Raw genomic sequence first — 23,949 nt, 5'->3', positions numbered from 1 at the left:
CGGGCGGTTCCCCGCGCCCCTGACCGGCCCGACTCGGGCCGTCCTACTGCCAGTTGTTCTGCTGCGGCTGCCCCGGCGGCGCCTGGTGCGGCACCGGGGCCGGAGCCGGAGCCGGGTGGTGCGGGTGGTGCCGGTGCCCGCGCGGGTGCCGGGTGAGGGTGTAGCCGAGGACACCGGCCAGGGCGGCCAGCACGCCGCCCGCGACGGTCCACCACCAGCGGGTGTTCCAGCCGGAGAAGAGGTCCGAGTACCAGTGGGACTCCTCCGCCGCGGGCGCGGCCGCGTACGTCGCGCTCGCGCTCGGCACCGGGGTGGCCGCCGCCGCGGCGGCCGTCGCGCCGGCGTTCACCGGCGGCACCAGCGGGGCCTTGAGCGAGCCGCCCTCGGGCTGGGCGTCGTCCGCGCCGCCCTTGGTGGCGACGTGCACGTGGACGGTGGCGGCCAGGCCGAGGTCGGTCTGCGGGATGTCCGTGGTGGACAGCCGGACGTAGTACGTCCCGGGCAGCGGGTCCCCGGACCAGGGCTCGGCCCAGGACCGGATCTGCCGCAGCGCGCAGCTCAGCGCCAGGGTGGTCGCGCCCTGCTCGCCGGTGCCCTCCTGCGGCCCCGCGGTGCAGGACTGCCGGCGGCGCAGGCCGTCGAAGAGTTCGAGCGTCCAGGTCTGCGGGCCGTGCCGGTCCGCGGCGTCCGGCAGGGTGACGGTGACCTGGACGGTCGCGGTCTGGCCCTCGGCGGCCGGGAACGCCCAGTACAGGTAGTCGCCGGTGGAGACCGGGACGTCCGCGTCCTGGCCGGAGGCCAGCGTGGTCGCGGTCAGGAAGCTGGTGCCGACCGAGTTCAGCACCGGCTTCGCCCCACCGGAGGCGGAGGCGGAAGCGGAGGCCGACGGCGAGGCCGCGGCGGACGGGGACGCGGCGGAGGCCGTCGCCGGGGCCAGCAGGAGCAGGCCGGTGAACGCGGCGGCCGAGGCCGCGGCGGTGCGGAGCTTGCGCATCGTCAGTTCTCCCGCCAGACGGCGATCCGCCAGCGTGCCAGCCAGCCGAAGATCAGACCGGCGAGCAGGCCGGCCAGGGTCAGGACACCGAGCAGGATCCAGCCGCGGCCCAGGCCCATCGCGGGGCCGTCCGGAGCCGGGGAGGCGGCGGCGACGTCCACCGTCAGCTCCAGCGGCAGGCCCGGGTCGGCCTGCACGCCCGCCTGCGCGGCGAACGAGTTGCTGACCACCAGGCAGACCGTCCGGACGTCCGACCCGGCGCCCGCGCCCTTCGACGGGGAGGCCGAGGCCGAGGCCGAGCCGTCCCCGGTGGCGGACCAGCGCACGCCGGTCGAGGCCACGTCGGTGCGGCCCGAACCGGCGTCGCTGCCGCGCACCAGCTCCTGGCCGCCGCTGTCGGTGGCCCGGAGCAGCACCCCGTAGTCCCGGGCGACCGCCCGGTCCGGGGTCACGCTGACCGAGGCGCGCAGCTCCTCGCCCGCCTTCACCGGCACCCGGTACACCCGGTGCTCGGAGAACTTCTCCCGGTCGGTGTACACACCGGGGGTCAGGACCGGGGCGTCCGCGCACTTCTCGGTGCCCGTCACCTGCGCCGGGGCGATGGTGTGGGTGTCCTGGGCGCGGTTGACCAGCTGCTTGACGCGCTCGGTCAGCTGCTCCTGGGTGCGGACGTCGGTGAAGGTGCCGCCGGTCGCGTTGGCGATGCAGATCAGCTGCTGCCGGGTCTTGTCGTCGTGCGCCAGGCCCAGGGTGTCCACCACCAGGTGGATGCCCTGGCTGGCCAGCTCGCGGGCCACGTCGCACGGGTCCGGCGGGGCGCAGGTGTCCTCGCCGTCGGTGATCAGCACGATCCGTCGGGTGGTCGGCCCGGTCCCCAGGTCCTGCGCGGCGGCGCGCAGCGCGATCCCGATCGGGGTCCAGCCGGTCGCGCGGACGGTGGCGACGGCCGTCTTGGCCTCCACCTTGTTCGTCTTCCCGACCGGGTAGAGCTGCTGGGTGTCCTTGCACCCCTCCTTCTGGTCGTTGCCCGGGTAGGTCGCGCCCAGGGTGCGGATGCCGAACTCGGTCTCGTCCGGCAGCGCGTCGATGACCTCGTCGATCGACTGCTGGGCGACCGCCATCCGGCTCTTGCCCTGGATGTCGATGGTGCGCATCGACCCCGAGCCGTCCAGGACCAGGTCGACCTTGGGGGGTTCGGTCGCGGCGGGCGGGGCCCCGGGCTCGTCGGCGTGCGCGGGGAAGCCGCCCAGCACGGTGCCGACGACTATCGTCAGGGCCCCGAACAGGGCGGCCGCGCGGGCCGTCCGTCGTGGTGTGGGAGTGGTGATCACCCGCCGCATCCTAGGGACCGTCAGTTCGAATCGCCCAACGCGGGTGGTGGGCGGCCCCCGTCCCGAACGGGCGGGCGGGGCAGGCGGGGAGAGCACCTGACGGCGCGTCCGGCCGGGACCGGCGGCGGCCCGCCGGAAACGGACACACCGCACCGGATCGGCCCAAATGCCGCCGCCCCTGGCTAAGGTGCGGGAGACGTGCCCAACGCCAGTCGGAAGGAAGCCCGCCGTGAGCAACCTGTTCGCGATCGCCTACCCGGATGTCCCCACCGCGCAGAAGGTCCGTGACGAACTGGTCGGGCTGCAGAAGCAGAAGCTGATCGACCTGGAGGACGTCGTGGTGGTCGAGCGCCGCGAGGACGGGAGGATCAAGCTGCACCAGGGGGTCTCCAACACCGGGATGGGCGCGGCCTCCGGCGCGCTGTGGGGCGGCGTGATCGGGCTGCTGTTCTTCATGCCGTTCCTCGGCGCGGCGATCGGCGGCGCGACCGGCGCGGCGGTCGGCGCCTCCACCGACACCGGCGTGGACGACGACTTCATGCGGCGGGTCGGCGAGAAGCTGGACCCGGGCAAGGCCGCGGTGTTCGCGCTGGTCCGCTCGGCGACCCAGGACAAGGTGGTCCCCGCGGTCGCGCAGTTCGGCGGCGAACTGATCCAGACCTCGCTCAGCCACGAGGAGGAGGAGCACCTGCGGGAGATCGCCAAGGCGGCGTACCCCGCGTCGACGCTCTGACCCCCGGACGGCCCCCCTCCGGCGGGGTGCCGGGCGCCCGCCGCCCGGTGCCCCGCCGTCCGTGCCCCTACGAGCTGGCGAGGACGGCTGGCGGTGGCGACTGACTCCGCGACCCGGACGGCCCGGGCGCCCCGGGTGCCGCGGGCCGGGTCCGGGCGGTGGACCGAACTGGTGCTGGTGCTGGCCGCGGTGGGACTCGCGGTGTTCGGCTACGTCGAGGTCGGCGTCGACCTCGACGGCCAGGCCCCGCCGGACGCCGCCCAGTACGGCGGCGCGCTCGGCGTGCTCGCCCTGCTCGCGCACGCCGCGGTGCGCTGGCGCGCCCGCTGGGCGGACCCGCTGCTGCTGCCGATCGCGGTGCTGCTGAACGGCCTCGGACTGGTCGTCATCTACCGGCTGGACCGCAACCCCGGCAGCGCCGCCGCCCCCACCCAACTGCTCTGGTCCACCCTCGGGGTCGGCCTGTTCATCGCGGTGCTGCTCCTGCTGCGCGACCACCGCCGGCTCCAGCGCTACGCGTACGTCGGCGCGTTCGTCGCCCTCGTCCTGCTGGTGCTGCCGGTGTTCTTCCCGCCGGTGTACGGCTCGCGGATCTGGATCACGCTGGGCCCGTTCTCCTTCCAGCCCGGCGAGTTCGCCAAGGTCCTGCTGGCGGTCTTCTTCGCCGCCTACCTGGCCGCCCACCGGGACGCGCTGGCGCTGACCGGCCGCAAGGTGCTCTGGTTCCAACTGCCGCTGGGCCGGGTGCTCGGACCGGTGCTGCTGATCTGGGCCGCGTTCGTCGGCGTGCTGGTCCTGGAGACCGACCTCGGCACCTCGCTGCTGTTCTTCGGCCTGTTCGTGGTGATGCTGTACGTGGCCACCGCCCGCACCGGCTGGATCGTGATCGGCCTGCTGCTGTCCGCGCTGGCCGCGGTCGGCGTCGGCTGGCTCTCCCCGCACGTGCACGGCCGGGTCACCGAGTGGCTGCACCCGCTGGCCTCGATCGCGGCCGGGCGGGGCGCCAACCAGATCGCCCAGTCGCTGTTCGCGTTCGCCTGGGGCGGCCAGCTCGGCACCGGCCTGGGCCTGGGCCACTCCGCGCTGATCGGCTTCGCCACCAAGTCCGACTTCATCCTCGCCACCGTCGGCGAGGAGCTCGGCCTGACCGGCCTGTTCGCGGTGTTCCTGCTGTACGCCCTGCTGGTGGCCCGGGGCTTCCGGACCGGCATCGCACTGCGCGACCCGTTCGGGCGGCTGCTCGCGATCGGCCTGGCCGCGCTGGTGGCGATCCAGGTGTTCGTGGTGGCCGGCGGCGTCCTCGACCTGATCCCGCTGACCGGCATGACACTGCCGTTCATCGCCCAGGGCGGCTCGTCCGTGGTCACCAACTGGATCATCGTGGCGCTGCTGGTGCGGATGAGCGACCTCGCCCGGCGGCCCGTCCCCGAGGAGGACGCGTGAGGCCGCCCCGGCCCGCGGGCACCAACGGCGGACCGCAGGGCCTGCCCGGCATCTCCACCACCGGCCGCCGGGCCGGCACCTTCTGCATGCTGCTGATCGTCGCCCTCGCCGTCCAGGCCACCCGGGTCCAGGTGTTCCAGAAGCAGGGCCTGGACCACAACAGCGCCAACCAGCGCGCCACCATCCAGCGCTACGCCCAGCCCCGCGGCAACCTGCTGGTGGCCGGGCAGCCCGTCACCGGCTCCACCCCCACCGGCGGCCGCTACGCGTACCAGCGGACCTACTCGGACGGCCCGCTGTACGCCGCCGTCACCGGCTACTCCTCGCAGACCTACGGCAACACCCAACTGGAGGGCGTCTACGACGACCTGCTCTCCGGCACCGACCCCCGGCTGGCCGGCTGGGCGGTCTGGGACGCGATCACCCGGCACCAGCAGCCCGGCGGCGACGTGGTCACCACCATCGACCCGGCCGCCCAGCGCGCCGCGACGCAGGGCCTGGGCAGCCAGAAGGGCGCCGTCGCCGCGATCGAACCCGCCACCGGCCGGATCCTCGCCCTCGCCTCCGCCCCCAGCTACGACCCCGGCAGCTTCGCCGGCACCTCCGCCGCCGACCAGGCCGCCTGGAAGAAGCTCCAGGACGACCCCGACCAGCCGATGCTCAACCGGGCGCTGCGCCAGATCTACCCGCCCGGCTCCACCTTCAAGGTGGTCACCGCCGCCGCCGCGCTGGCCAACGGCACGGTCACCGACATCGACGCGCCCACCGACGCCCCCTACCCGTACGTCCTGCCCGGCACCACCACCCCGCTCAACAACGACACCGGCGCCTGCGACCAGGCCGGGCTCTCCCTGGACGAGGCGGTGACGCTGTCCTGCAACAGCGTCATGGGCTACCTCGGCGTGCGGACCGGCCTCGACCGGATGACCGCCATGGCGAAGAACTTCGGCTTCAACGACGCCCGGCTCGACACCCCCGTGCGCGCCGCCCGCTCCAACTTCGACGCCGACATGAACGCCTCCCAGCTGGCGCTCTCCTCGATCGGCCAGTACGACACCGCCGCCACCCCGCTGGTGATGGCGATGGTCGCCGCCGGGGCCGCCAACGACGGCCAGGTGATGTACCCCCAGCTCGTGGACCGGCTGACCAAGGCCGACGGCAGCCAGGTCCAGCTGATGCGCCCCGCCCTCTACCACCAGGCGTTCGGCTCCTCGGTCGCCCAGCAGCTGCGGCAGCTGATGGTCGACGTGGTCGAGAACGGCACCGGCCGCAACGCCCGCATCCCCGGCGCCGAGGTCGGCGGCAAGACCGGCACCGCCCAGCACGGCGTCGACAACTCCGGCACCCCGTACGCCTGGTTCATCGCCTGGGCCCGCCCGGCCGGCTCCACCGCCGCCCCGCCGGTCGCCGTCGCCGTGGTCATCGCCGACAGCCAGGCCGACGACGTCACCGGCGGCGGACTCGCCGCCCCCATCGCCCGCTCCGTCATGCAGGCCGTGCTGAACCGCTGACCGTGCTCGACCGCCGGCCGGCCCAAACGTCAGAAAAACACCATTTGGTACTGTCCCGGTCTGATTCCCCACCAGAAGGACACCGATGAGCACCACCCGCCTGTTGCGGCGCAAGCCCGTGGACACCCTGATCGCCGAAGCCGGCGGCACCGGAACCGGACACCTGCGCCGCTCCATCGGCCTGTGGCAGCTCTCGGCGATCGGCATCGGCGCCACCGTCGGCACCGGCATCTTCTTCGTCCTGACCACCTCGGTCCCCGAGGCCGGCCCCGCCGTCGTCCTCTCCTTCGTGATCGCCGCCGTCACCGCCGGCCTCACCGCGCTCTGCTACGCCGAACTCGCCTCCGCCATCCCGGTCGCCGGCTCCTCCTACTCGTACGCCTACGCCACCATGGGCGAGCTGGTCGCCTTCGGGGTCGGCGTCTGCCTGCTGATGGAGTACGGCGTCTCCGCCTCCGCGATCGCCGTCACCTGGGGCCAGTACCTCAACCAGTTCTCCGACCTGGCCTTCGACCTCCACCTCCCCACCGCGCTCACCGCCCCGCCCGGCGACGGCGGCGTCTTCAACCTCCCCGCGGTCGTCCTGGTGCTGCTGGTCACCGTCCTGCTGGTCCGCGGCGTCGGCGAGTCCGCCAAGGTCAACGCCGTCATGGTGACCGTCAAGCTGGCCATCCTGGTGCTCTTCGTGGCCGTCGCCCTGACCGGCTTCACCGCCGGCAACTTCACCCCGTTCGCCCCCAACGGCTGGGACGGCGTCCAGACCGCCGCCTCCACCATCTTCTTCTCCTTCATCGGCCTCGACGCCGTCTCCACCGCCGGCGAGGAGGTCCGCGACCCGCGGCGCACCCTCCCGCTCGCCATCCTGATCTCGCTGGTCGTCGTCACCACCCTCTACCTCGCCGTCGCCGTCACCGCGATCGGCGCCCAGCCCTGGCAGCTGTTCGACGGCCAGGAGGCCGGCCTGGCCCAGATCCTGCAGGACGTCACCGGCCACACCTGGCCCGCCCTGGTGTTCGCGGCCGGCGCGATCGTCTCGATCTTCTCCATCACCCTGGTGGTGATCTACGGCCAGACCCGCATCCTGTACGCGATGGGCCGCGACGGGCTCCTCCCGTCCCCCTTCACCCGGGTCTCCGCCCGCACCGGCACCCCCGTCTGGAACACCCTGGTGGTCGGTGCCGCGGTCGCGGTCCTCGCCGCGGTCTTCCCGCTCAAGCTGCTGGCCGACATGACCTCGATGGGCACCCTGGTCGCCTTCACCGCGGTCTCGCTCGGCATCATCGTGCTGCGCCGCACCCGCCCCGACCTGCCGCGCGGCTTCAAGGTCCCGCTCTACCCCGTCACCCCGCTGCTCAGCGCCGCGTTCTGCGTCTACCTCATCACCAAGCTGCACGCCGACACCTTCCTGGCCTTCGCGGTCGTCCTCGCCCTCGCCGCGGTGCTCTACTTCGGCTACAGCGCCAAGCACTCCCGGCTGGCACGGGACTGACCCCCGGCGGGACCCGGCCCCGACACGCGAGAAGGGCCCCCGCGGGGGCCCTTCCGCCGTTCCGTCCGACCCGCTACTTGTTGTTGCCGACCCGCAGGACCTTGGAGACCGCCGGACCGGCCGCGGTCGCGCCGTGGCCGCCGCCCTGGACCTCCGCGGCCACCGCCAGGTCACCCGAGTAGGCGGTGAACCAGGAGTTCGCGTCGGGGCTGTTGTCCACCTCGGCGGTGCCGGTCTTCGCGCCGGAGCCGGCCGGCAGGGCGGGCTTGACCTCGGCGGCGGTGCCGGAGCGGACGGTCTGCACCATCAGCGACCGCAGGCTGTCGAGGACCCCGGGGGCGAGGTTGCGGGCGGCCTTCACCTGCTCCATGCCGGGGACCAGGATCGGCTGGCGGAACACCCCGGACTGCACGGTCGCGGCCACCGACGCCATGCCGAGCGGGTTGGTGCGCACCCGGCCCTGGCCGATGAACTCGCTCGCCGCGCCCGCCATGTTGCCCTCGGTCGGGATGTCGGTGTCGAAGTTCGACAGGCCGGTCTTCCAGACCAGGCCGAGCCCGAAGACGTCCTTGGCGATCGCGGGCAGGCTGCCCGGCTTGAGGGCGTCCTTGCCCTTCTCGATGAAGGAGGTGTTGCAGGAGTGGATGAACGCGTCGGTGAGCGTGTACTCGGGGTGCGCGCCGGGCTCGTCGTTGGTGATGGACTTGCCGGTGACCATGGTGGTCTCCGGGCAGGGCATCGGGGAGGTGGGGGTGACGCCCGCCTCGAGCAGGGCCGCGGAGGTGATCACCTTCATGGTCGAGCCGGGCGCGGTCGCGCCGGAGAAGGCGCGGTTCTGGCCGGTCGAGGGGGAGAAGGCGTAGGCCAGGATGTTGCCGCTGCTGGGCTCGACGGCGACCAGCGAGGAGGGCTTGCCGGTGGCGGCGACCTCCTGCTCGGCGGCGGCCTGGAGACCGGCGTCGATGGTGAGCTTGAGGTTGGGGACGGGCTTGGGCTCCTTGATGGTGAACAGCTTCTCCGTGCTGCCCGAGCCGCTGCCGCCGGCCGTGCCGCCCGGGGTGCCGGTCGCCGCGCCGGTCGCCGCGCCACTCGGAGCGCCGCTCGCCGTGCCGCCGGGGGCGCTCGGGGAGATGACCACCCCGCTGCCCGCGTCCGCCGGGTCGCCGCCCTGCGGGGCCGCGGCCCGCAGCTGGTTGAGCAGGCCGGTGAGCGAGGCGTAGCCGGTGAGCGGCTTGCCCTTGCGGTCGGTGACGGCGGACGGGGCGGCGTACAGCGGCTTGACGGAGATGGTCTCGCCGGCGTCCAGCTTGGGGTGGATGACGCTGGGCGCCCAGTGCACGGCGGCGGTGCCGTCGCTCATCTTGACCACGCCGAGCACGCCGTCGTAGTTCCAGGGGGTGCCGCTCTCGGCGAACTCCAGCGACGCCTTGAAGCTCTCCAGCACGCCGGTGGGCGCGGGGCTCCCGGTGGCGGCGGCCGGGGCGGACGCCGGGGCGGAGGCGGCGGCGCTCGCGGACTTGGACGCGGCGGGGCTGGGCGCGGTGGTGGGGCCGCCGACGGTGAGGTGGACGGCGCTGGGCTTCACGCCGTCCTGGAAGGACTGCAGCGCGGCCTGCGCCCGGTCCGGGTCGTCGGTGAGCTTGGCGGCGCCGAACAGGTCGCCCTTGGCCCAGGCGTCCAGGAACGCCTTGGCGCCGGACGCGGCGAGCTCCTGGCTGGGGGGCTCGGCGACCACGGTGCGCGGCTTCTTCGCCTCGGCCCCGCCGGAACCGCCGGAGACCAGGGCGTAGGCCCCGTACCCGCCGCCGACGAGTACCGCCGCTGCGACCACCGAGACGCCGATCTTCGCGCCCTTGTTCACGTCGTGTCCCCCATGGAGTGTCGTGGCCGTCGGAGTTCAGCGGCCACGACACCATAGGCAGACCTGCTCCGTGCACTCACGACACGGAGCTGGTTTGTGACAGTTCCGGTACACGTGTGCAGGTGTCGTGGCCGTTCGGGCGGACCGGTCAGATCCAGGTGTCGAGCCACATCCGGGCCCGCCAGTCGTCCATCGGGATCGTCTGCCCGGTGTAGATCGGGTAGAAGTACAGGAAGTTCCACAGGACGGCGACGACCAGCAGCCCGGCGCCGGTGGCCCCGGCGAGCCGGCGGTCGGGCGAGGCGTCGGCCCGGCCGAGCATCGCGCCGATCATCATGGTCACCGCGAGCACCAGGAACGGGACGAAGCAGACCGCGTAGAAGAGGAAGACCGTCCGGGCCTGGTAGTTGAACCAGGGCAGGTAGCCGGCGGCCAGCGCGCACAGGATCGCCCCGGCCCGCCAGTCGCGGCGCAGCGCCCAGCGGTAGAGGCAGTAGGCCAGCGCGACGATGCCGGCCCACCAGAGCAGCGGGGTGCCGAGGGCGAGCACCTCGCGGGCGCACTCGGTGGTGGTGCAGCCGGACTGGCCGTTCTTCGGGGACTCGTAGAAGAAGGAGACCGGGCGGCCCAGCAGCAGCCAGCTCCACGGGTTGGACTGGTAGGTGTGCGGGCTGGTCAGGTTGACGTTGAAGTGCCAGATCTCGTGGTGGTAGTGCCACAGGCTGCGGGCCCAGTCCGGCATCCAGCTCCAGGAGCCGCCGGGGTGCTGGGCGGCCCAGTCGCGCAGGTAGCCGCCCCTGCCCGGCTCGGCGGAGGAGGCGATCCAGCCGCTCCAGCTGGCCAGGTAGGTGACGGCGGCGGTCAGGCCGAGGCTCAGGCCGGACCAGCAGAAGTCCCACGCCTGGCGGGCGAGGAGCGGCAGTCCGCCGGGGGAGCGGCGCACGTCCGCCAGGCGGCGGGCGGAGGAGTCCCAGAACGCGGCCAGCAGCACCAGGGCGAGGATCGCCGGGGCGCCGCTCCACTTGGTGCCCGTCATCAGGCCCAGGCAGACGCCCGCGGCCAGGCGGTAGGGGCGCCAGCCGAGGTGCCACCAGTCGGCGGCCAGGCCCCGGTCGATCCGCTCGGCGATCCGGGCCCTGGTCCGGTCCCGGTCGACCAGCAGCAGGCCGAACGCGGCCAGGAACCAGAACATCACCAGCAGGTCGAGGATGGCGGTGCGGCTGAGCACGAAGTGCAGGCCGTCGACGGCCAGCAGCAGGCCGGCCACGCAGCCCAGCAGGGTGGAGCGGAACATCCGGCGGGCGATCCGGGCCAGCATCAGCACCGACAGGGTGCCGAACACGGCCACCATGAACCGCCAGCCGTACGGGCTCATGCCGAAGAGGTGCTCGCCCAGGCCGATGATCCACTTGCCGACCGGCGGGTGCACCACGAACGCGGCCTGGGCCTGGTCGATCGCCGGGACGGCCGGGTTGGGCGCGGTGATCAGCGCGTTGGCGTCGTCGGGCCAGTTGCTCTCGTAGCCGAGGTGCCAGAGCGCGTACGCGTCCTTGGCGTAGTACGTCTCGTCGAAGATCAGCGCGTGCGGGGTGCCGAGGTTCGTGAAGCGCAGCACCCCGGCGAACAGCGCGACGGCCAGCGGCCCGAGCCAGCCCGCCCACCGGCACAGCCAGGACCAGAGCGGGTCGGGCAGCCGGACGCCGAGCCGGACCAGCACCGGGGAGGGCGCGACGAGCGCCGGGGTGACGCCCGGGCCGTCCGGCATCGGCGGCACCAGCTGCTCGGCCGCGCCGGGGCGCCGGGGTGCCCGGTAGCCGACGCCGGACAGCGCGCGGGCCCATCGGGAGGTCGGTTCGGGCTCCGCGCGCGGCGCCGGAACGGCGGCCGGGTCGGCCGGTTCCAGCACGGTCACGCCGCCCCGCTCGGGGTGGTCCATACCACTCTCCATGTCGCCGTTCACGGGCCACATCGTAGGGGCAACGGCTGAGGGCACAAGGGGTCCGCGGCCCGCGCTTCCCGGCGGTCGCGCGCTCACCAGCCACGAGCCGTCCCCCGGTAGGGGAGGATGGTGCCGTGACTGGTGTTCTCGTACTGGCAGGTACCCCCATTGGCGACGTCGAGGACGCGCCGCCCCGACTGCGCGCCGAACTCGCCGAGGCGGACGTCATCGCGGCCGAGGACACCCGGCGGCTGCGCCGGCTGACCCAGGCCCTGGGCGTCACCCCGGTGGGCCGGGTGCTCTCGTACTTCGAGGGCAACGAGGTGGCCCGCACGCCCGAGCTGGTGGCCGCGCTGCAGGGCGGCGCCCGGGTGCTGCTGGTCACCGACGCGGGCATGCCCTCGGTCTCCGACCCCGGCTACCGGCTGGTGGACGCCGCCGTCGCGGCCGGGATCAAGGTGACCGCGGTGCCCGGCCCGTCCGCGGTGCTGACCGCGCTGGCGCTCTCCGCGCTGCCGGTGGACCGGTTCACCTTCGAGGGCTTCCTGCCGCGCAAGGCCGGCGACCGCGCCCGGCAGCTCGCCCAGGTCGCCGCCGAGCCGCGCACCATGGTGTTCTTCGAGGCCCCGCACCGGATCGCCGAGACGCTGGCCGCGATGGCGCAGGCGTTCGGCGCCGACCGCCCGGCCGCGGTCTGCCGGGAGCTGACCAAGACGTACGAGGAGGTCCGGCGCGGCCCGCTGGCCGAGCTGGCCGCCTGGGCCGCCGACGGCGTCCGGGGCGAGATCACCGTGGTGGTGGCCGGTGCCCCGCCGGCCGCGCCGGAGGAGGTCGGCCCGGCCGAGCTGGCCCGCCGGGTGGCCGCCCGGGAGGAGGCCGGGGAGCGCCGCAAGGAGGCGATCGCGGCGGTCGCGGCCGAGCTGGGGCTGCGCAAGTCGGTGGTGTTCGACGCGGTGGTGGCGGCCAAGCACGCGCCGTGACCGCCTGGCACCGGTCATTTTGTATGGCGATGGCCGGAATCGCGCGTACGTTGGAATGAGCACCCCAGCGGAGGGCCAATTCGGGACCAAGACTTGGCAAGCCGGGCATCGGACGGAGCCTCCCGGGCATTCCCTGGGATGGAACACCCCGCACCCGGCGGCAGCGCCGGGCGACGGGCTCCGAGCGAAGCGAGGTGGCGCATGAGCGACACGATCGACAGCCCCCGGAACGGCGGAGCACCCAGCGGCCTCGGCACGACCAGCCGTCCCGCCCCCGTGCAGACGGTCCACGAGGCGTACTCCTTCGCCTGCCTCAACTGCGGCTACGGCTGGGAGCAGGCGTACGACATCGAGCACCGCACGGCCCGCGACGGCCACACCGTCGTCGAGTACACGGCGAACGGGGTCCGGGTCCCCTCCCCGCTGCGCGAGCTGGCCTGCCCGGGCTGCGGCGGCGAACGGGTCCGGATCATGCGGGCCGGACGGGTGGCCGGCATGGCCGCCGTCACCAAGCGCGGCCCCGGCTACGCCCCCACCGCCGAACCGGAGGGCCCGCCCGAGCCCGCCCGGCTGCGGGCGCGCCGCCACTGGCTCGCCTGGCTGCGCCGCACCGGCTGACCCCGGCCCCGCCCGGCCGACCCGCCCCGACCGCCCCGCCCGGGGCGGTCCGGCCCGGGACGGCGCGGCCACTAGGATTCCGAGCCATGGCGGCCTTGGAAGAGCACCCCGGTACCGGCGCGTACTACGTCACCACCCCGATCTACTACGTGAACGACCGGCCCCACCTGGGCCACGCGTACACCACCGTCGCGGGCGACGTGCTGACCCGCTGGCACCGCCAGCGCGGCGAGGACGTCTGGTACCTCACCGGCACCGACGAGCACGGCCAGAAGATCCTGCGCACCGCCGAGGCCCACGGCACCACCCCGCAGGAGTGGTGCGACCGGCTGGTCGAGGAGGAGTGGAAGCCGCTCTGGGAGCACCTGCGGATCGCCAACGACGACTTCATCCGCACCACCCAGGCCCGGCACACCGACCGCGTCCAGGAGTTCGTCCAGGACCTCCACGACAGGGGCGAGATCTACCGGGGCAGCTACACCGGCCCCTACTGCGTCGGCTGCGAGGAGTACAAGCTCCCCGGCGAACTGCTGCCCGGCGCCACCGAGGACGAGAAGCTCTGCCCCGTCCACAAGCGCCCGGTCGAGTGGCTGGAGGAGGAGAACTACTTCTTCCGGCTCTCCGCGTACGGCCCGAAGCTGCTGGAGTTCTACGCCGCCCACCCGGACTTCATCCAGCCCGCCGCCGCCCGCAACGAGGTGCTGCGCTTCGTCGAGCAGGACCTCAAGGACCTGTCGATCTCCCGCTCCACCTTCGACTGGGGCGTCCCGCTGCCCTGGGACGACAAGCACGTCCTGTACGTCTGGGTCGACGCCCTGCAGAACTACATCACCGCGGCCGGCTACGGCACCGACCCCGAGCGCTTCGCCCGGCTCTGGCCCGCCTCCGTGCACCTGGTCGGCAAGGACATCCTGCGCTTCCACGCCGTCATCTGGCCCGCCATGCTGATGGCCGCCGGACTGCCGCTGCCGCGCCGGGTGGTCGCCAACGGCTGGCTGATGGTCGGCGGCGAGAAGATGTCCAAGTCCAACCTGACCGGCATCGCGCCCACCGACCTGACCTCGCACTTCGGCGTCGACGCCTACCGCTACTACTTCCTGCGGGCGATCCCGTTCGGCACCGACGGGTCCTTCTCCTGGGAGGACTTCACCGCCCGCTACACCTCCGAACTCGCCAACGACTTCGGCAACCTGGCCTCCCGGGTCACCGCGATGACCGTCAGGTACTTCGACGGCGCGCTCCCGGCCGCCACCGCGCACGGCCCCGCCGAACAGGCCGTCGCCGACGCGCTGGCGAAGGCCGCCGCCGAGGCCGACCGGAGGATCGGCGAGGAACTCGACTTCGCCGGCGGCATCGCCGCCGTCTTCGAGTTCGTCAAGCTGGTCAACGGCTACCTCACCGAACAGGAACCCTGGAAGGTCGCCAAGTCCCCCGACGGGCGGGACCGGCTCGCCACGATCCTGTACACCGCCGCCGAGGCGCTGCGGGCCACCGCCGTCCTGCTCAACCCGCTGATGCCGGACTCCGCCGCCAAGCTCTGGGACTCGCTCGGCGCCGGGGCCGGGCTCGGCGCGCTCGCCGACCAGCCGATCGCCACCGTCGCCGACTGGGGGCGGCTGCCCGCCGGGTCCGCCGTCACCAAGGGCGAGATCCTGTTCCCGCGCCTCGAAGAGAAGGCTGCTGCCTGATGGCCGGCAAGAAGAACGACGCGGACCGCACCACCCCGCCGCCGCTGCCCGAACCGCTCGCCGTGCCGGTCGCCGACTCGCACACCCACCTCGACATGCAGTCCGGCACCCCGGCCGAGGGCCTAGCCCGGGCCGCCTCCGTCGGCGTCACCACCGTCGTCCAGGTCGGCTGCGACGTCCCCGGCTCGCAGTGGGCCGCCGACCTCGCCGCCCGGTACCCGCAGGTGCACGCCGCCGTCGCCCTGCACCCCAACGAGGCCCCGCGGATCTTCCTCGGCGACCCCGACGACTGGTCCGGCCGGCGGCGGAAGCCCGGCGGCCGGGACGCCCTGGACAGCGCGCTCGCCGAGATCGACCGCCTCGCCGCCCTCCCGCAGGTCCTCGCCGTCGGCGAGACCGGACTCGACTACTTCCGCACCGGCCCCGAGGGCGTCGACCTGCAGAAGGAGTCCTTCCGCCGGCACATCGAGATCGCCAAGCGCCACGGCAAGGCCCTGGTCATCCACGACCGCGACGCCCACGAGGACGTCATCGCCCTGCTGCTCGAAGAGGGCGCCCCCGAGCGCACCGTCTTCCACTGCTACTCCGGCGACGCCGCCATGGCCAAGACCTGCGCCGAACACGGCTGGTACCTCTCCTTCGCCGGCCCCGTCACCTACAAGGCCAACCACGCCCTGCGCGAGGCCCTCACCGCCACCCCCCTCGACCGCGTCCTGATCGAGACCGACGCCCCCTTCCTCACCCCCCACCCCTACCGGGGCCGCCCCAACGCCCCCTACCTGATCCCGGTCACGCTGCGCGCGATGGCGGCCCACCTGGCCCTGGCGGAGGACGAGTTGGCGACGGCGATCGCCGCCAACACGGCCCGCGCCTTCGGCTACCGGCCGCACCCTGGTGACGGGCCCGCTCGTTAGCATGAGGCAGTGAGGAGGCTGCGATGACCGCCGAACCGATCGACTGGGTGTACCCGCCGGCCAACGGCTGGACGTTTGACCAGGTCAATGAGCTCGATCTGCCGTTCAAGTGGGAGCTGGTGGACGGAGCGATCGGGGTCAAGGGACAGACGCTGTGGTGGCACGACCGGGTGCGGGACCGTCTGCTCGTGCAACTGCTCGCGGCGAGCGACGAGCCCTACGACGCGAACGTGGAGCGGGCCGTCCTGCTCGACGAGCACAACGTCGTGCTGCCCGACGTCATGGTGTTCGACGAGACGGGTCTGGAGGTCTCCGCGCTGGCCTGCACCCCGGTGGAGTCGGTGGTGCTGGCCGTCGAGGTGGTCTCTCCCGGTTCACGGGTGGCCGACCGGTTCACCAAGCCCGGCCTGTACGCGGAGAAGGGCGTCCCGTCCTACTGGCGCGTCGAGCGCGGTGAGGACGACGTTCCCGTCGTGCACGAGTTCCGGCTCGACCGGGAGCAGGGCGTCTACCTCCCGGTCGCCGTGCACGAAGGGGCGCTCCGCACCGAGCTGCCGTTCCCCGTCGAGATCGATCTCAAGCGGCTCGTCAAGCGCTGACCCGTATCCTTGGCGGGTGAGCACCACCGAACCCCCCTCCGACGGCCACCTGCTGGGCGCCGCCGACATCCGTGCGCTGGCCGAGGCGTTCGGCGTGAAGCCGACCAAGCAGCGCGGGCAGAACTTCGTCATCGACGGGAACACCGTGCGGCGGATCGTCCGGGCGGCGGGGGTGACGGACGAGGACGCGGTGGTCGAGGTCGGGCCGGGGCTCGGGTCGCTGACGCTGGCGCTGCTGGAGGCGGCGCGGCACGTCACGGCGGTGGAGATCGACCCGCTGCTGGCGCGGCACCTGCCGGACACCGTGCGGGGCCGGATGCCCGCGAAGGCGGACGCCTTCGACCTGGTGCTCAGCGACGCGATGGAGGTCACCGAGCTGCCCGGCCCGGCACCGACCGCGCTGGTGGCGAACCTGCCGTACAACGTCGCCGTGCCGGTGCTGCTGCACATGCTGGAGACCTTCCCCAGCATCGAGCGCACGCTGGTGATGGTGCAGAGCGAGGTCGCCGACCGGCTCGCCGCCAAGCCCGGCAACAAGGTCTACGGCGTCCCCTCGGTGAAGGCCAACTGGTACGCGGACGTCAAGCGCGCCGGGGCGATCGGCCGGAACGTGTTCTGGCCCGCGCCCAACGTCGACTCCGGCCTGGTCTCGCTGATCCGGCGCGACCCGCCGGCCACCACCGCCACCCGCCGCGAGGTGTTCGCCGTGGTCGACGCCGCCTTCGCCCAGCGCCGCAAGACCCTGCGGGCCGCGCTCGCGGGCTGGGCCGGCTCGCCCGCCGCCGCCGAGGAGGCGCTGCGCGGCGCCGGGATCGACCACACGCTGCGCGGCGAGATGCTCACGGTGGAGCAGTTCGCCGCGATCGCCGAGCACAAGCCGAAGACCCAGTCCCAGGAGCAGTGATGGTCACGGTCCGCGTCCCCGCGAAGGTCAACGTCCAGCTCGGCGTCGGCGGGGTCCGCCCCGACGGCTACCACGACCTGGCGAACGTCTTCTTCGCCGTCGCCCTCGGCGACCAGGTCACCGCCACCCCCGGCACGGACGTCACGCTCAGCTGCGACGGCCCCGACGCGGACGCCGTCCCGCTCGACGGGGACAACCTGGCCGCCCGCGCCGCCCGGCTGCTCGCCGCCCACCACGGCCTCGCCGACCCCGGCGTCCACCTGCACATCGACAAGGCCATCCCGGTCGCCGGCGGCATGGCCGGCGGCAGCGCGGACGGCGCCGCCGCGCTGCTCGCCTGCGACGCCCTGTGGGGCCTGGACACCCCGTTCGACACCCTGCTGGAGCTGGCCGCCGAACTCGGCTCCGACGTCCCGTTCGCGCTGCTCGGCGGCGTCGCGCTGGGCCGCGGCCGGGGCGAACTGCTGGAGCCGCTGCCGGTCTCCGGCACCTTCCACTGGGTGTTCGCGGTCGCCGACGGCGGGCTGTCCACCCCCGCCGTCTTCCGCGAGTGCGACCGCCTGCGCGAGGAGTCCGGCCGCGGCTCCTCCGTCGAGGACGTCCCCGTCCCCGACGCCGACCCCGCCCTGCTCGCCGCCCTCGCCGAGGGCGACCCCGTCGCGCTGGCCGCCGCCCTCGGCAACGACCTCCAGGCCGCCGCCGTCTCGCTGCGCCCCGCCCTCGCCGACACCCTGCACGCGGGCACCGAGGCCGGCGCCCTGGCCGCCCTGGTCTCCGGCTCCGGCCCGACCTGCGCCTTCCTCGCCAAGGACGCCGACGCCGCCGCCCACCTCGCCGCCGCCCTCCGCGCCTCCGGCACCTGCCGCACCGCCCACGCCACCCACGGCCCGGTGCCGGGCGCGCAGGTGGTCAGCGCACCCAGGCCTTGAGCGGTTCGGTGTCCAGGGTGATCCCGACCGGGTCGGGCAGCACGGCGGGCTTGCCGAAGGGCCGCCGCACCAGGCTCACGTACCGGCCGTCCTCGGGCTCGCTGTGGACCAGCACCTCGCCGCCGTCCCGGTCGACCAGCAGGTGGACCGGGATGCCGGTCTCCGCGTAGGCCCGGGGCTTCTCGTCCCGGTCGCGGCGGTCGGTGTCACGGTCGTACGAGGTCACCTCGACCACCATCAGGGCCCGGTCGGCGTCGGCCCACTCGCCCTGCCCGGCGAAGCCGCCGTCCGGCGCGAGCACGCCGTCCGGCTTGGCGTGGCCCCTGCGGGAGGTCCCCACCCGCAGTCCCCGTCCGGGGTAAAGCCACAGGTCGGGGCGCTGCTGCATGCACTGCTTCATCACCCAGCGGATGATCTCCATGTGGTCGCCGTCGGGCGCCGCCTTGACTCCGATCCGCCCGTGGATGAACTCCATCCGGACACCCTCGCGCTCGGCCGCCCGGGCGATGCGCTCGAACTCCTCGGTCGGCATCTGCGGCCGGTCCTCCACTGCCGCCATGACAACCTCCGGCTCACCGTCGTGGTCCTCGCACGCTACCGCGCCGCGGCGACGGCCCGGGAGACGACGGGCGCACGCCGTCCGCCGTGCGCGGGAGGTGGTCCACACCTCTGCTTGACCTGGAGCGCGCTCCGGGTTCCAGACTCTCTCCCGTGGCCCGCACCGGGCGGGCCGCGGACAACGAGGGGAACCCGGATGCGCAAGCGCACCATCGGAACCGACCCGCGCACCCGCCGCGAGGTCAGCGTGCTCAGCCTCGGGGCGATGCTGTTCGGCACGCTCACCGACGAGGCCACCTCCTTCGCCGTGCTGGACCGGTACGTCGAGGCGGGCGGCACCTTCATCGACACCTCCAACAACTACGCCTACTGGCAGGACGGCAGCCAGGGCGGCGCCAGCGAGGAACTGCTCGGCCGCTGGCGGGCCAGCCGGGGCGTCACCGACGAGGTGGTCATCGCCACCAAGCTCGGCGCCCGCCCCAAGGCCCCCGGCACCGGGTTCGTCGAGAACGCCGAAGGGCTGTCCGCCGAGGTGATCCGGGCCTCCGCCGAGGCCAGCCGCAAGCGCCTGGGCGTCGACAAGCTCGACCTGCTGTACGCGCACATCGAGGACGCGAAGGTGCCGCTGGCCGAGACGGTGCACGCGTTCGGCGAGCTCGTCCAGGAGGGGACGGTCGGCCTGCTCGGCGTCTCCAACCACTGGTCCTGGCGGGTCGAGCGGGCCCGCAACCTCGCCGAGCGGGCCGGGCTCCCCGGCTACGAGGTGCTCCAGTACGGCCACACCTACCTGCGCCGCCGCGCCGACGTGCCCGGCTTCCTCTCCGCCGACGGCGACCAGGCCGCCGTGCACGGCGACCTGATCTCCTACCTCAAGGAGAACCCGGAGCTGACCATGGTCGCCTACTCCCCGCTGCTCGGCGGCGGCTACGTCCGCCCGGACAAGCCGCTCGGCCCGTCCTTCGACCACGCGGGCACCGCGCCCCGCCTGGCCGCGCTCGACGCCGTCGCCCGGGAGACCGGCGCCACCCGCAACCAGGTGGTGCTGGCCTGGCTGCTCGGCGGCGAGCTGCCGGTCGTCCCGCTGGTCGGCGCGTCCTCGGTGGCCCAGCTGGACGAGAGCCTGGCGGCGCTCGACCTGGAGCTGACGGACGAGCAGCGCGCCCGGCTGGACTCCGCCCGCTGACGCCACCGGGACCACGTCCGGCGTCCCACTAGGCTGGGGAACGTTCCACCCCCCTTCCTCAGGAGTGCAGCTTCGTGGCCGTCAACCTCGCCACCATCGAGTCCGTCACCAAGGTGTACGGCACCAGGGCCCTGCTGGACGGGGTCAGCCTCGGCGTCAGCGAGGGCGACCGGATCGGTGTGGTGGGCCGCAACGGTGACGGCAAGACGACGCTGGTCCGGATGCTGGCGGGCCTGGAGGAGCCGGACAGCGGGCGGGTGACCTGGTCCGGCGGGCTGCAGATGGCGGTGCTGACGCAGCACGACTCGCTGGACCCGGCGGCCACCATCCGGCACGAGGTGATCGCCGGCCGGGCCGACCACGAGTGGCTCGGCGACGCCCGCATCCGCGACATCATCCAGGGCCTGTTCGGCGGCCTGGACCTGCCCGGCTTCGCCGACGGCCTGGACACCGTGATCGGCCCGCTCTCCGGCGGCGAGCGCCGCCGCATCGCGCTCGCCAAGCTGCTGCTCGGCGAACCCGACCTGGTCGTGCTGGACGAACCCACCAACCACCTCGACGTGGAGGGCATCGCCTGGCTCGCCAAGCACCTCCAGAACCGCCGCTCGGCGCTGGTCTGCGTCACCCACGACCGGTGGTTCCTGGACCAGGTCTGCACCCGGATGTGGGACGTCCAGCGCGGCGAGGTCCGCGAGTACGAGGGCGGCTACTCGGACTACGTGTTCGCCCGCGCCGAGCGCTCCCGGATCGAGGCCACCGAGGAGCAGAAGCGGCAGAACCTGGCCCGCAAGGAGCTGGCCTGGCTGCGCCGCGGCGCCCCCGCCCGCACCTCCAAGCCGCGCTACCGGATCGAGGCCGCGAACGCGCTGATCGCGGACGTGCCGGAGCCGCGCGACAAGTCCGAGCTGATGAAGTTCGCCAACGCCCGCCTCGGCCGGACCGTCTTCGAGCTGGAGGACGTCACCGTCAAGGCCGGCGAGAAGCTGCTGCTGGAGCACCTCACCTGGCAGCTCGGCCCCGGCGACCGGATCGGCCTGCTCGGCGTCAACGGCGCGGGCAAGACCTCGCTGCTGCGGGCCATGCAGGCCGCGTACGCCACCCAGGGCGACGTGCAGCCGGCCGGCGGCGTGGTCAAGGTCGGCAAGACCGTCCGGCTGGCGTACCTCTCCCAGGAGGTCGCCGAGCTGGACCCGGCCACCCGCGTCCTGCAGGCCGTCGAGCAGGTCCGCGGCCGGGTCGACCTCGGCAAGGGCCGGGAGATGAGCGCCGGGCAGCTGTGCGAGCAGTTCGGCTTCGGCAAGGACAAGCAGTGGACGCCGGTCGGCGACCTGTCCGGCGGCGAGCGCCGCCGCCTCCAGCTGCTGCGGCTGCTGATGGACGAGCCGAACGTGCTCTTCCTCGACGAGCCCACCAACGACCTCGACATCGAGACGCTCAACCAGCTGGAGGACCTGCTCGACGGCTGGCCCGGCTCGATGGTCGTCATCAGCCACGACCGGTTCTTCATCGAGCGCACCACCGACACCGCGTACGCCCTGCTCGGCGACCGCCGGATGCGGATGCTGCCCGGCGGCGTCGACGAGTACCTGGAGCGCCGCACCGCGATGGCGGAGGCCGCCGCCCAGGCCGCCGCCGCCCGGGTGCCGGCCGCCGCGGAGACCACCGGGCTGTCGGCGGGCGACCTGCGGGCCGCCAAGAAGGAGATGCAGAAGCTGGAGCGGCAGATCGCCAAGCTGGACCAGCAGGAGTCCAAGCTGCACACCCAACTGGCCGAGCACGCCGCCGACTTCTCCAAGGTCGCCGAGCTGGACGCGCAGCTGCGCAAGGTCCGCGAGGAGAAGGAGGAGCTGGAGATGTCCTGGCTGGAACTGGCCGACCAGGTCTGACCCGCGCCCGGGCCCGGCCGCGGACACCTGGCGGGGCGCGGGGCCTCGGACGCCCGGCGGGGGCGTGGCCGCCTGGCTCGGCTCGGCCGCTCGGCCTGGCCCCAGTCGCTCGGGCCCGGGCTTCGACCGCTCGGTCGAGCCTTAGCCGTCCTGCTCGGCTCCGGTCGCCCGGCTCGGGCCCCGGCCGTGCGACGCGGGCTTCGGCCGCCCGGCCGGGCCTCAGCCGTCCAGGAGCTGGTCGAGTTCGTCGGCGGCCCGGGCCAGCGCGCTGCGGGACGGGTCGTGCGGGCCGGTCGGGCCGGCGATCCGGCCGGTCGGGGGGTGGTGGGTGCGGGCTGCGGCGGTGATCCGGTCCAGCGAGGTCAGCACCCGTTCGATCACCTCCGGCTCCGGCTGCCGGCCGCCGTAGCGCAGCTGGGCGGCGTACGCGGCCACCGCGCCGGACATCCGTTCCAGCGCGGCGGTGGTGGGCAGCCAGCGTTCGGCGAGCCGGCCGGCGGGCGGGGGTTCGGCCAGGCCGAGGTCCACCTGCCGGCGGGCGTCGGCCAGTGATCGGTACGCGGTGCGGCGCAGCCACACCTCGGCGACCGGCTGGGTGCGTCCGGCGACCACCGCGGCCAGGTAGCGGCGCAGGGTGGCGGCGGCGGTGACGACGCTGGGCTCGATCCGGTGCGGCGGCCGGTCGGGCCACAGCAGGTAGCCGAAGACCAGCACGATGCCGCTGGCCAGCGCGGTGTCCAGGACCCGCGGCCAGAACTCGGCGGCCCCGCTCTCCCCGCCGAGCTGCACCAGCAGCAGCGCGACCGGCGTCATCACGATGGTGTTCAGCCCGTAGTGCGCGGCCGTCGAGTACGGCAGCAGCGCCACGCAGAGCGAGATGGCCAGGCTCAGCGCCCAGGGGTTCGTGGTCAGCGCCAGCAGCACCGCGGTGACCGCGATGCCCAGCACGGTGCCCAGCGCCCGGCTCACCGCCCGCTGGAACACCGAACCCAGGTCCGGCTTGAGGACGAACGCCACCGTCATCGGCACCCAGTAGCTGCGGCTCAGCGTCACCCCGTTGACCAGCGTCTCGGCGACCGCCACGCACAGCGCCACCCGCAGCCCGTAGCGTACCGAGCCCCGGGACAGCAGCCGGGCGCGCAGCCGCCACGGGTCGGGCGGCGGCGGGGCGGCGGTGTCCAGCGGCGCCCAGCGGCCCGCGACGGTGTCGGCGGCGGCCCGCAGCGCGGTGTCGAACGCCGTCCGGGACGGGGTGTCCGGCCGCCAGTCGGGGTAGTCGGGCTCGGGGCCGCCGGTGATCCGGGCGGCCAGCCGGGCGGGCAGCTCCGCCACCTCCGGCGGCACCGGGCGCCAGGCCCACAGCAGCCCGGCCGCCGCCTCGGTGGCGCCCAGCGCGGCCTCGTACGAGCGGCGCAGCCAGCGCAGCCGCTCCGACTCGCGCCGGTCCGGGCGGGGCGGCGGCAGCAGGTCCTGCATCTGGTTGAGCCGGCCGGTGAGCAGGCGGCGGGCCGCCGCGCCGTCCGGGGTGCCGAGGGCGGCGAGCAGGCCGCCGAGCGCCAGGTAGACCTCGGCGAGCGCCCGGGTGCGCGGATCGGAGCGGACGTCGGTGCGGTAGCGCACCCCCATCAGCAGCACCAGCGCGGCTCCGCACGGCATCATCGCGGGCGCCGCCCACCACGGGTGCGGCAGCGCCATCCCGCCGCCCAGCGAGGCCGACACCAGCAGCAGCATCCCGGCCGCCGACCCGCGCGGCCCGGTCGCGGACAGCGCCCCGCCCGCGAAGCCCACCGCGGTCAGCGCCGCCCCGATCTCCAGGCCGCCCGCGCCCCGGTACTGCAGTTCGGCGCCGATCAGCATCCCGGCCGTCGACGCCGCCAGCGCCAGCGCGATCCGCGGCGCCCGCAGCCGCAGCGGCTCCACCCGGTCGTTCATCGTCGCGTGCATCGCCCCCAGCGCGGCGAACACTCCCAGCGCCATCCGGTCGCACAGCAGCCCGGCCAGCAGCGGCACCGCCATCCCCACCGCGGCCCGCACCACCAGCGCCCGCGCCACCACCGGGCGGCTCGGCCGCAGGGCCAGCGCCCACCACGCGGAGGGGTCGCCGGAAGCACGGCTGCGGCCGGGGGCTGACACAGGATCACGCCTTCGCTGCACGGGAGTTCGCGGCTGCTGGGCGACATTGCACGGCAGATCGGGTCTTCTCGGGCAGTTTAGCCCTCCGACCTGGCCGAAGCGGATTTCCCAACCCGTCCGCGGAGCATGTAGTGTTTTCCTCGTCGCAAGGGGAACCGCGAGGGACCCGGAGCAACAAGCCCCTATAGCTCAGTCGGTAGAGCGTCTCCATGGTAAGGAGAAGGTCTGCGGTTCGATTCCGCATGGGGGCTCAGGA

The 23,949-nt window shown here is 73.9% G+C and carries 19 protein-coding genes and 1 tRNA gene; 14 read left to right on the top strand and 6 right to left on the bottom strand.

The window, feature by feature from the left end; all coding sequences use genetic code 11:
* Nucleotides 1-43: 43 nt before the first annotated feature.
* On the bottom strand, nt 44-994 hold the full coding sequence (locus tag ACIP60_RS11015; protein ID WP_400682278.1) for a peptidase: 951 nt from the start codon (nt 992-994) through the stop codon (nt 44-46).
* A gap of 2 nt (nt 995-996) precedes the next feature.
* Nucleotides 997-2,334: a VWA domain-containing protein gene (locus ACIP60_RS11010; protein ID WP_400682277.1), complete on the bottom strand. Its 1,338-nt coding sequence runs from the start codon at nt 2,332-2,334 to the stop codon at nt 997-999.
* Between the two features lie 220 nt (nt 2,335-2,554).
* Here ACIP60_RS11010 and ACIP60_RS11005 point away from each other — a divergent pair, with 220 nt between their 5' ends.
* The 4 genes from ACIP60_RS11005 to ACIP60_RS10990 all read left to right on the top strand — a co-directional run bounded on the left by ACIP60_RS11005 (nt 2,555) and on the right by ACIP60_RS10990 (nt 7,501).
* Entirely contained in the window at nt 2,555-3,058 is a 504-nt protein-coding gene (locus ACIP60_RS11005; protein WP_100836644.1) for a DUF1269 domain-containing protein, read from the top strand.
* Between the two features lie 93 nt (nt 3,059-3,151).
* Nucleotides 3,152-4,501 (top strand): FtsW/RodA/SpoVE family cell cycle protein, encoded by a 1,350-nt coding sequence (locus ACIP60_RS11000; RefSeq protein WP_400682275.1) that lies wholly within the window; start codon nt 3,152-3,154, stop codon nt 4,499-4,501.
* An 86-nt stretch (nt 4,502-4,587) separates the two neighbouring features.
* The gene (locus ACIP60_RS10995) at nt 4,588-6,012 is read left to right on the top strand and encodes a penicillin-binding transpeptidase domain-containing protein (protein WP_400682689.1); all 1,425 of its coding nucleotides are present in this window, start codon (nt 4,588-4,590) and stop codon (nt 6,010-6,012) included.
* 85 nt (nt 6,013-6,097) lie between these two features.
* Nucleotides 6,098-7,501, top strand: a complete 1,404-nt coding sequence (locus tag ACIP60_RS10990; RefSeq protein WP_400682274.1) for an APC family permease — start codon at nt 6,098-6,100, stop codon at nt 7,499-7,501.
* 73 nt (nt 7,502-7,574) lie between these two features.
* Here ACIP60_RS10990 and ACIP60_RS10985 read toward each other — a convergent pair whose 3' ends face one another.
* Together ACIP60_RS10985 and ACIP60_RS10980 are read right to left on the bottom strand one after the other, a co-directional pair.
* Nucleotides 7,575-9,362, bottom strand: coding sequence for a penicillin-binding transpeptidase domain-containing protein (locus ACIP60_RS10985; protein ID WP_400682273.1), 1,788 nt, complete (start codon nt 9,360-9,362; stop codon nt 7,575-7,577).
* A gap of 148 nt (nt 9,363-9,510) precedes the next feature.
* Nucleotides 9,511-11,298: a dolichyl-phosphate-mannose--protein mannosyltransferase gene (locus ACIP60_RS10980; protein WP_400682686.1), complete on the bottom strand. Its 1,788-nt coding sequence runs from the start codon at nt 11,296-11,298 to the stop codon at nt 9,511-9,513.
* A 137-nt stretch (nt 11,299-11,435) separates the two neighbouring features.
* On the opposite strand from ACIP60_RS10980, the gene rsmI reads away from it, so the two are divergent.
* The 7 genes from rsmI to ACIP60_RS10945 all read left to right on the top strand — a co-directional run bounded on the left by rsmI (nt 11,436) and on the right by ACIP60_RS10945 (nt 17,933).
* Nucleotides 11,436-12,281, top strand: a complete 846-nt coding sequence (gene rsmI, locus ACIP60_RS10975; RefSeq protein WP_400682272.1) for a 16S rRNA (cytidine(1402)-2'-O)-methyltransferase — start codon at nt 11,436-11,438, stop codon at nt 12,279-12,281.
* Nucleotides 12,282-12,482: 201 nt separating this feature from the next.
* Nucleotides 12,483-12,899, top strand: coding sequence for a hypothetical protein (locus ACIP60_RS10970; RefSeq protein WP_400682270.1), 417 nt, complete (start codon nt 12,483-12,485; stop codon nt 12,897-12,899).
* A gap of 86 nt (nt 12,900-12,985) precedes the next feature.
* Nucleotides 12,986-14,587: a methionine--tRNA ligase gene (gene metG / locus ACIP60_RS10965; RefSeq protein WP_400682268.1), complete on the top strand. Its 1,602-nt coding sequence runs from the start codon at nt 12,986-12,988 to the stop codon at nt 14,585-14,587.
* Nucleotides 14,587-15,501 (top strand): TatD family hydrolase, encoded by a 915-nt coding sequence (locus ACIP60_RS10960; protein WP_400682267.1) that lies wholly within the window; start codon nt 14,587-14,589, stop codon nt 15,499-15,501. The genes metG and ACIP60_RS10960 overlap by 1 nt, the downstream gene beginning before the upstream one ends.
* A gap of 23 nt (nt 15,502-15,524) precedes the next feature.
* On the top strand, nt 15,525-16,100 hold the full coding sequence (locus ACIP60_RS10955; RefSeq protein WP_400682265.1) for a Uma2 family endonuclease: 576 nt from the start codon (nt 15,525-15,527) through the stop codon (nt 16,098-16,100).
* A gap of 16 nt (nt 16,101-16,116) precedes the next feature.
* The gene (rsmA, locus tag ACIP60_RS10950; RefSeq protein WP_400682263.1) at nt 16,117-17,004 is read left to right on the top strand and encodes a 16S rRNA (adenine(1518)-N(6)/adenine(1519)-N(6))-dimethyltransferase RsmA; all 888 of its coding nucleotides are present in this window, start codon (nt 16,117-16,119) and stop codon (nt 17,002-17,004) included.
* The gene (locus ACIP60_RS10945; RefSeq protein ID WP_400682261.1) at nt 17,004-17,933 is read left to right on the top strand and encodes a 4-(cytidine 5'-diphospho)-2-C-methyl-D-erythritol kinase; all 930 of its coding nucleotides are present in this window, start codon (nt 17,004-17,006) and stop codon (nt 17,931-17,933) included. Before rsmA ends, ACIP60_RS10945 begins: the two co-directional genes overlap by 1 nt.
* Here the strand turns inward: ACIP60_RS10945 and ACIP60_RS10940 are convergent.
* Nucleotides 17,914-18,492, bottom strand: a complete 579-nt coding sequence (locus tag ACIP60_RS10940; protein ID WP_400682260.1) for a Uma2 family endonuclease — start codon at nt 18,490-18,492, stop codon at nt 17,914-17,916. The genes ACIP60_RS10945 and ACIP60_RS10940 overlap by 20 nt on opposite strands.
* 195 nt (nt 18,493-18,687) lie before the next feature.
* Here ACIP60_RS10940 and ACIP60_RS10935 point away from each other — a divergent pair, with 195 nt between their 5' ends.
* Nucleotides 18,688-19,674, top strand: a complete 987-nt coding sequence (locus tag ACIP60_RS10935) for an aldo/keto reductase (protein ID WP_400682258.1) — start codon at nt 18,688-18,690, stop codon at nt 19,672-19,674.
* A gap of 74 nt (nt 19,675-19,748) precedes the next feature.
* Nucleotides 19,749-21,560 carry an ABC-F family ATP-binding cassette domain-containing protein gene (locus ACIP60_RS10930; protein WP_400682256.1) on the top strand — a complete coding sequence of 604 codons (1,812 nt, stop codon included), beginning with the start codon at nt 19,749-19,751 and terminating at the stop codon, nt 21,558-21,560.
* Between the two features lie 219 nt (nt 21,561-21,779).
* On the opposite strand, the gene ACIP60_RS10925 is transcribed toward ACIP60_RS10930, so the two are convergent.
* Nucleotides 21,780-23,693 (bottom strand): FUSC family protein, encoded by a 1,914-nt coding sequence (locus tag ACIP60_RS10925; RefSeq protein WP_400682254.1) that lies wholly within the window; start codon nt 23,691-23,693, stop codon nt 21,780-21,782.
* Nucleotides 23,694-23,871: 178 nt separating this feature from the next.
* Here ACIP60_RS10925 and ACIP60_RS10920 point away from each other — a divergent pair.
* Nucleotides 23,872-23,944 (top strand) — tRNA-Thr (locus ACIP60_RS10920).
* The last annotated feature ends 5 nt before the right edge of the window (nt 23,945-23,949 follow it).

This window comes from Kitasatospora sp. NPDC088783, from assembly GCF_044750705.1.
GTDB lineage: Bacteria > Actinomycetota > Actinomycetes > Streptomycetales > Streptomycetaceae > Kitasatospora > Kitasatospora fiedleri.
This window is presented reverse-complemented; position numbering and strand designations above follow the sequence as displayed.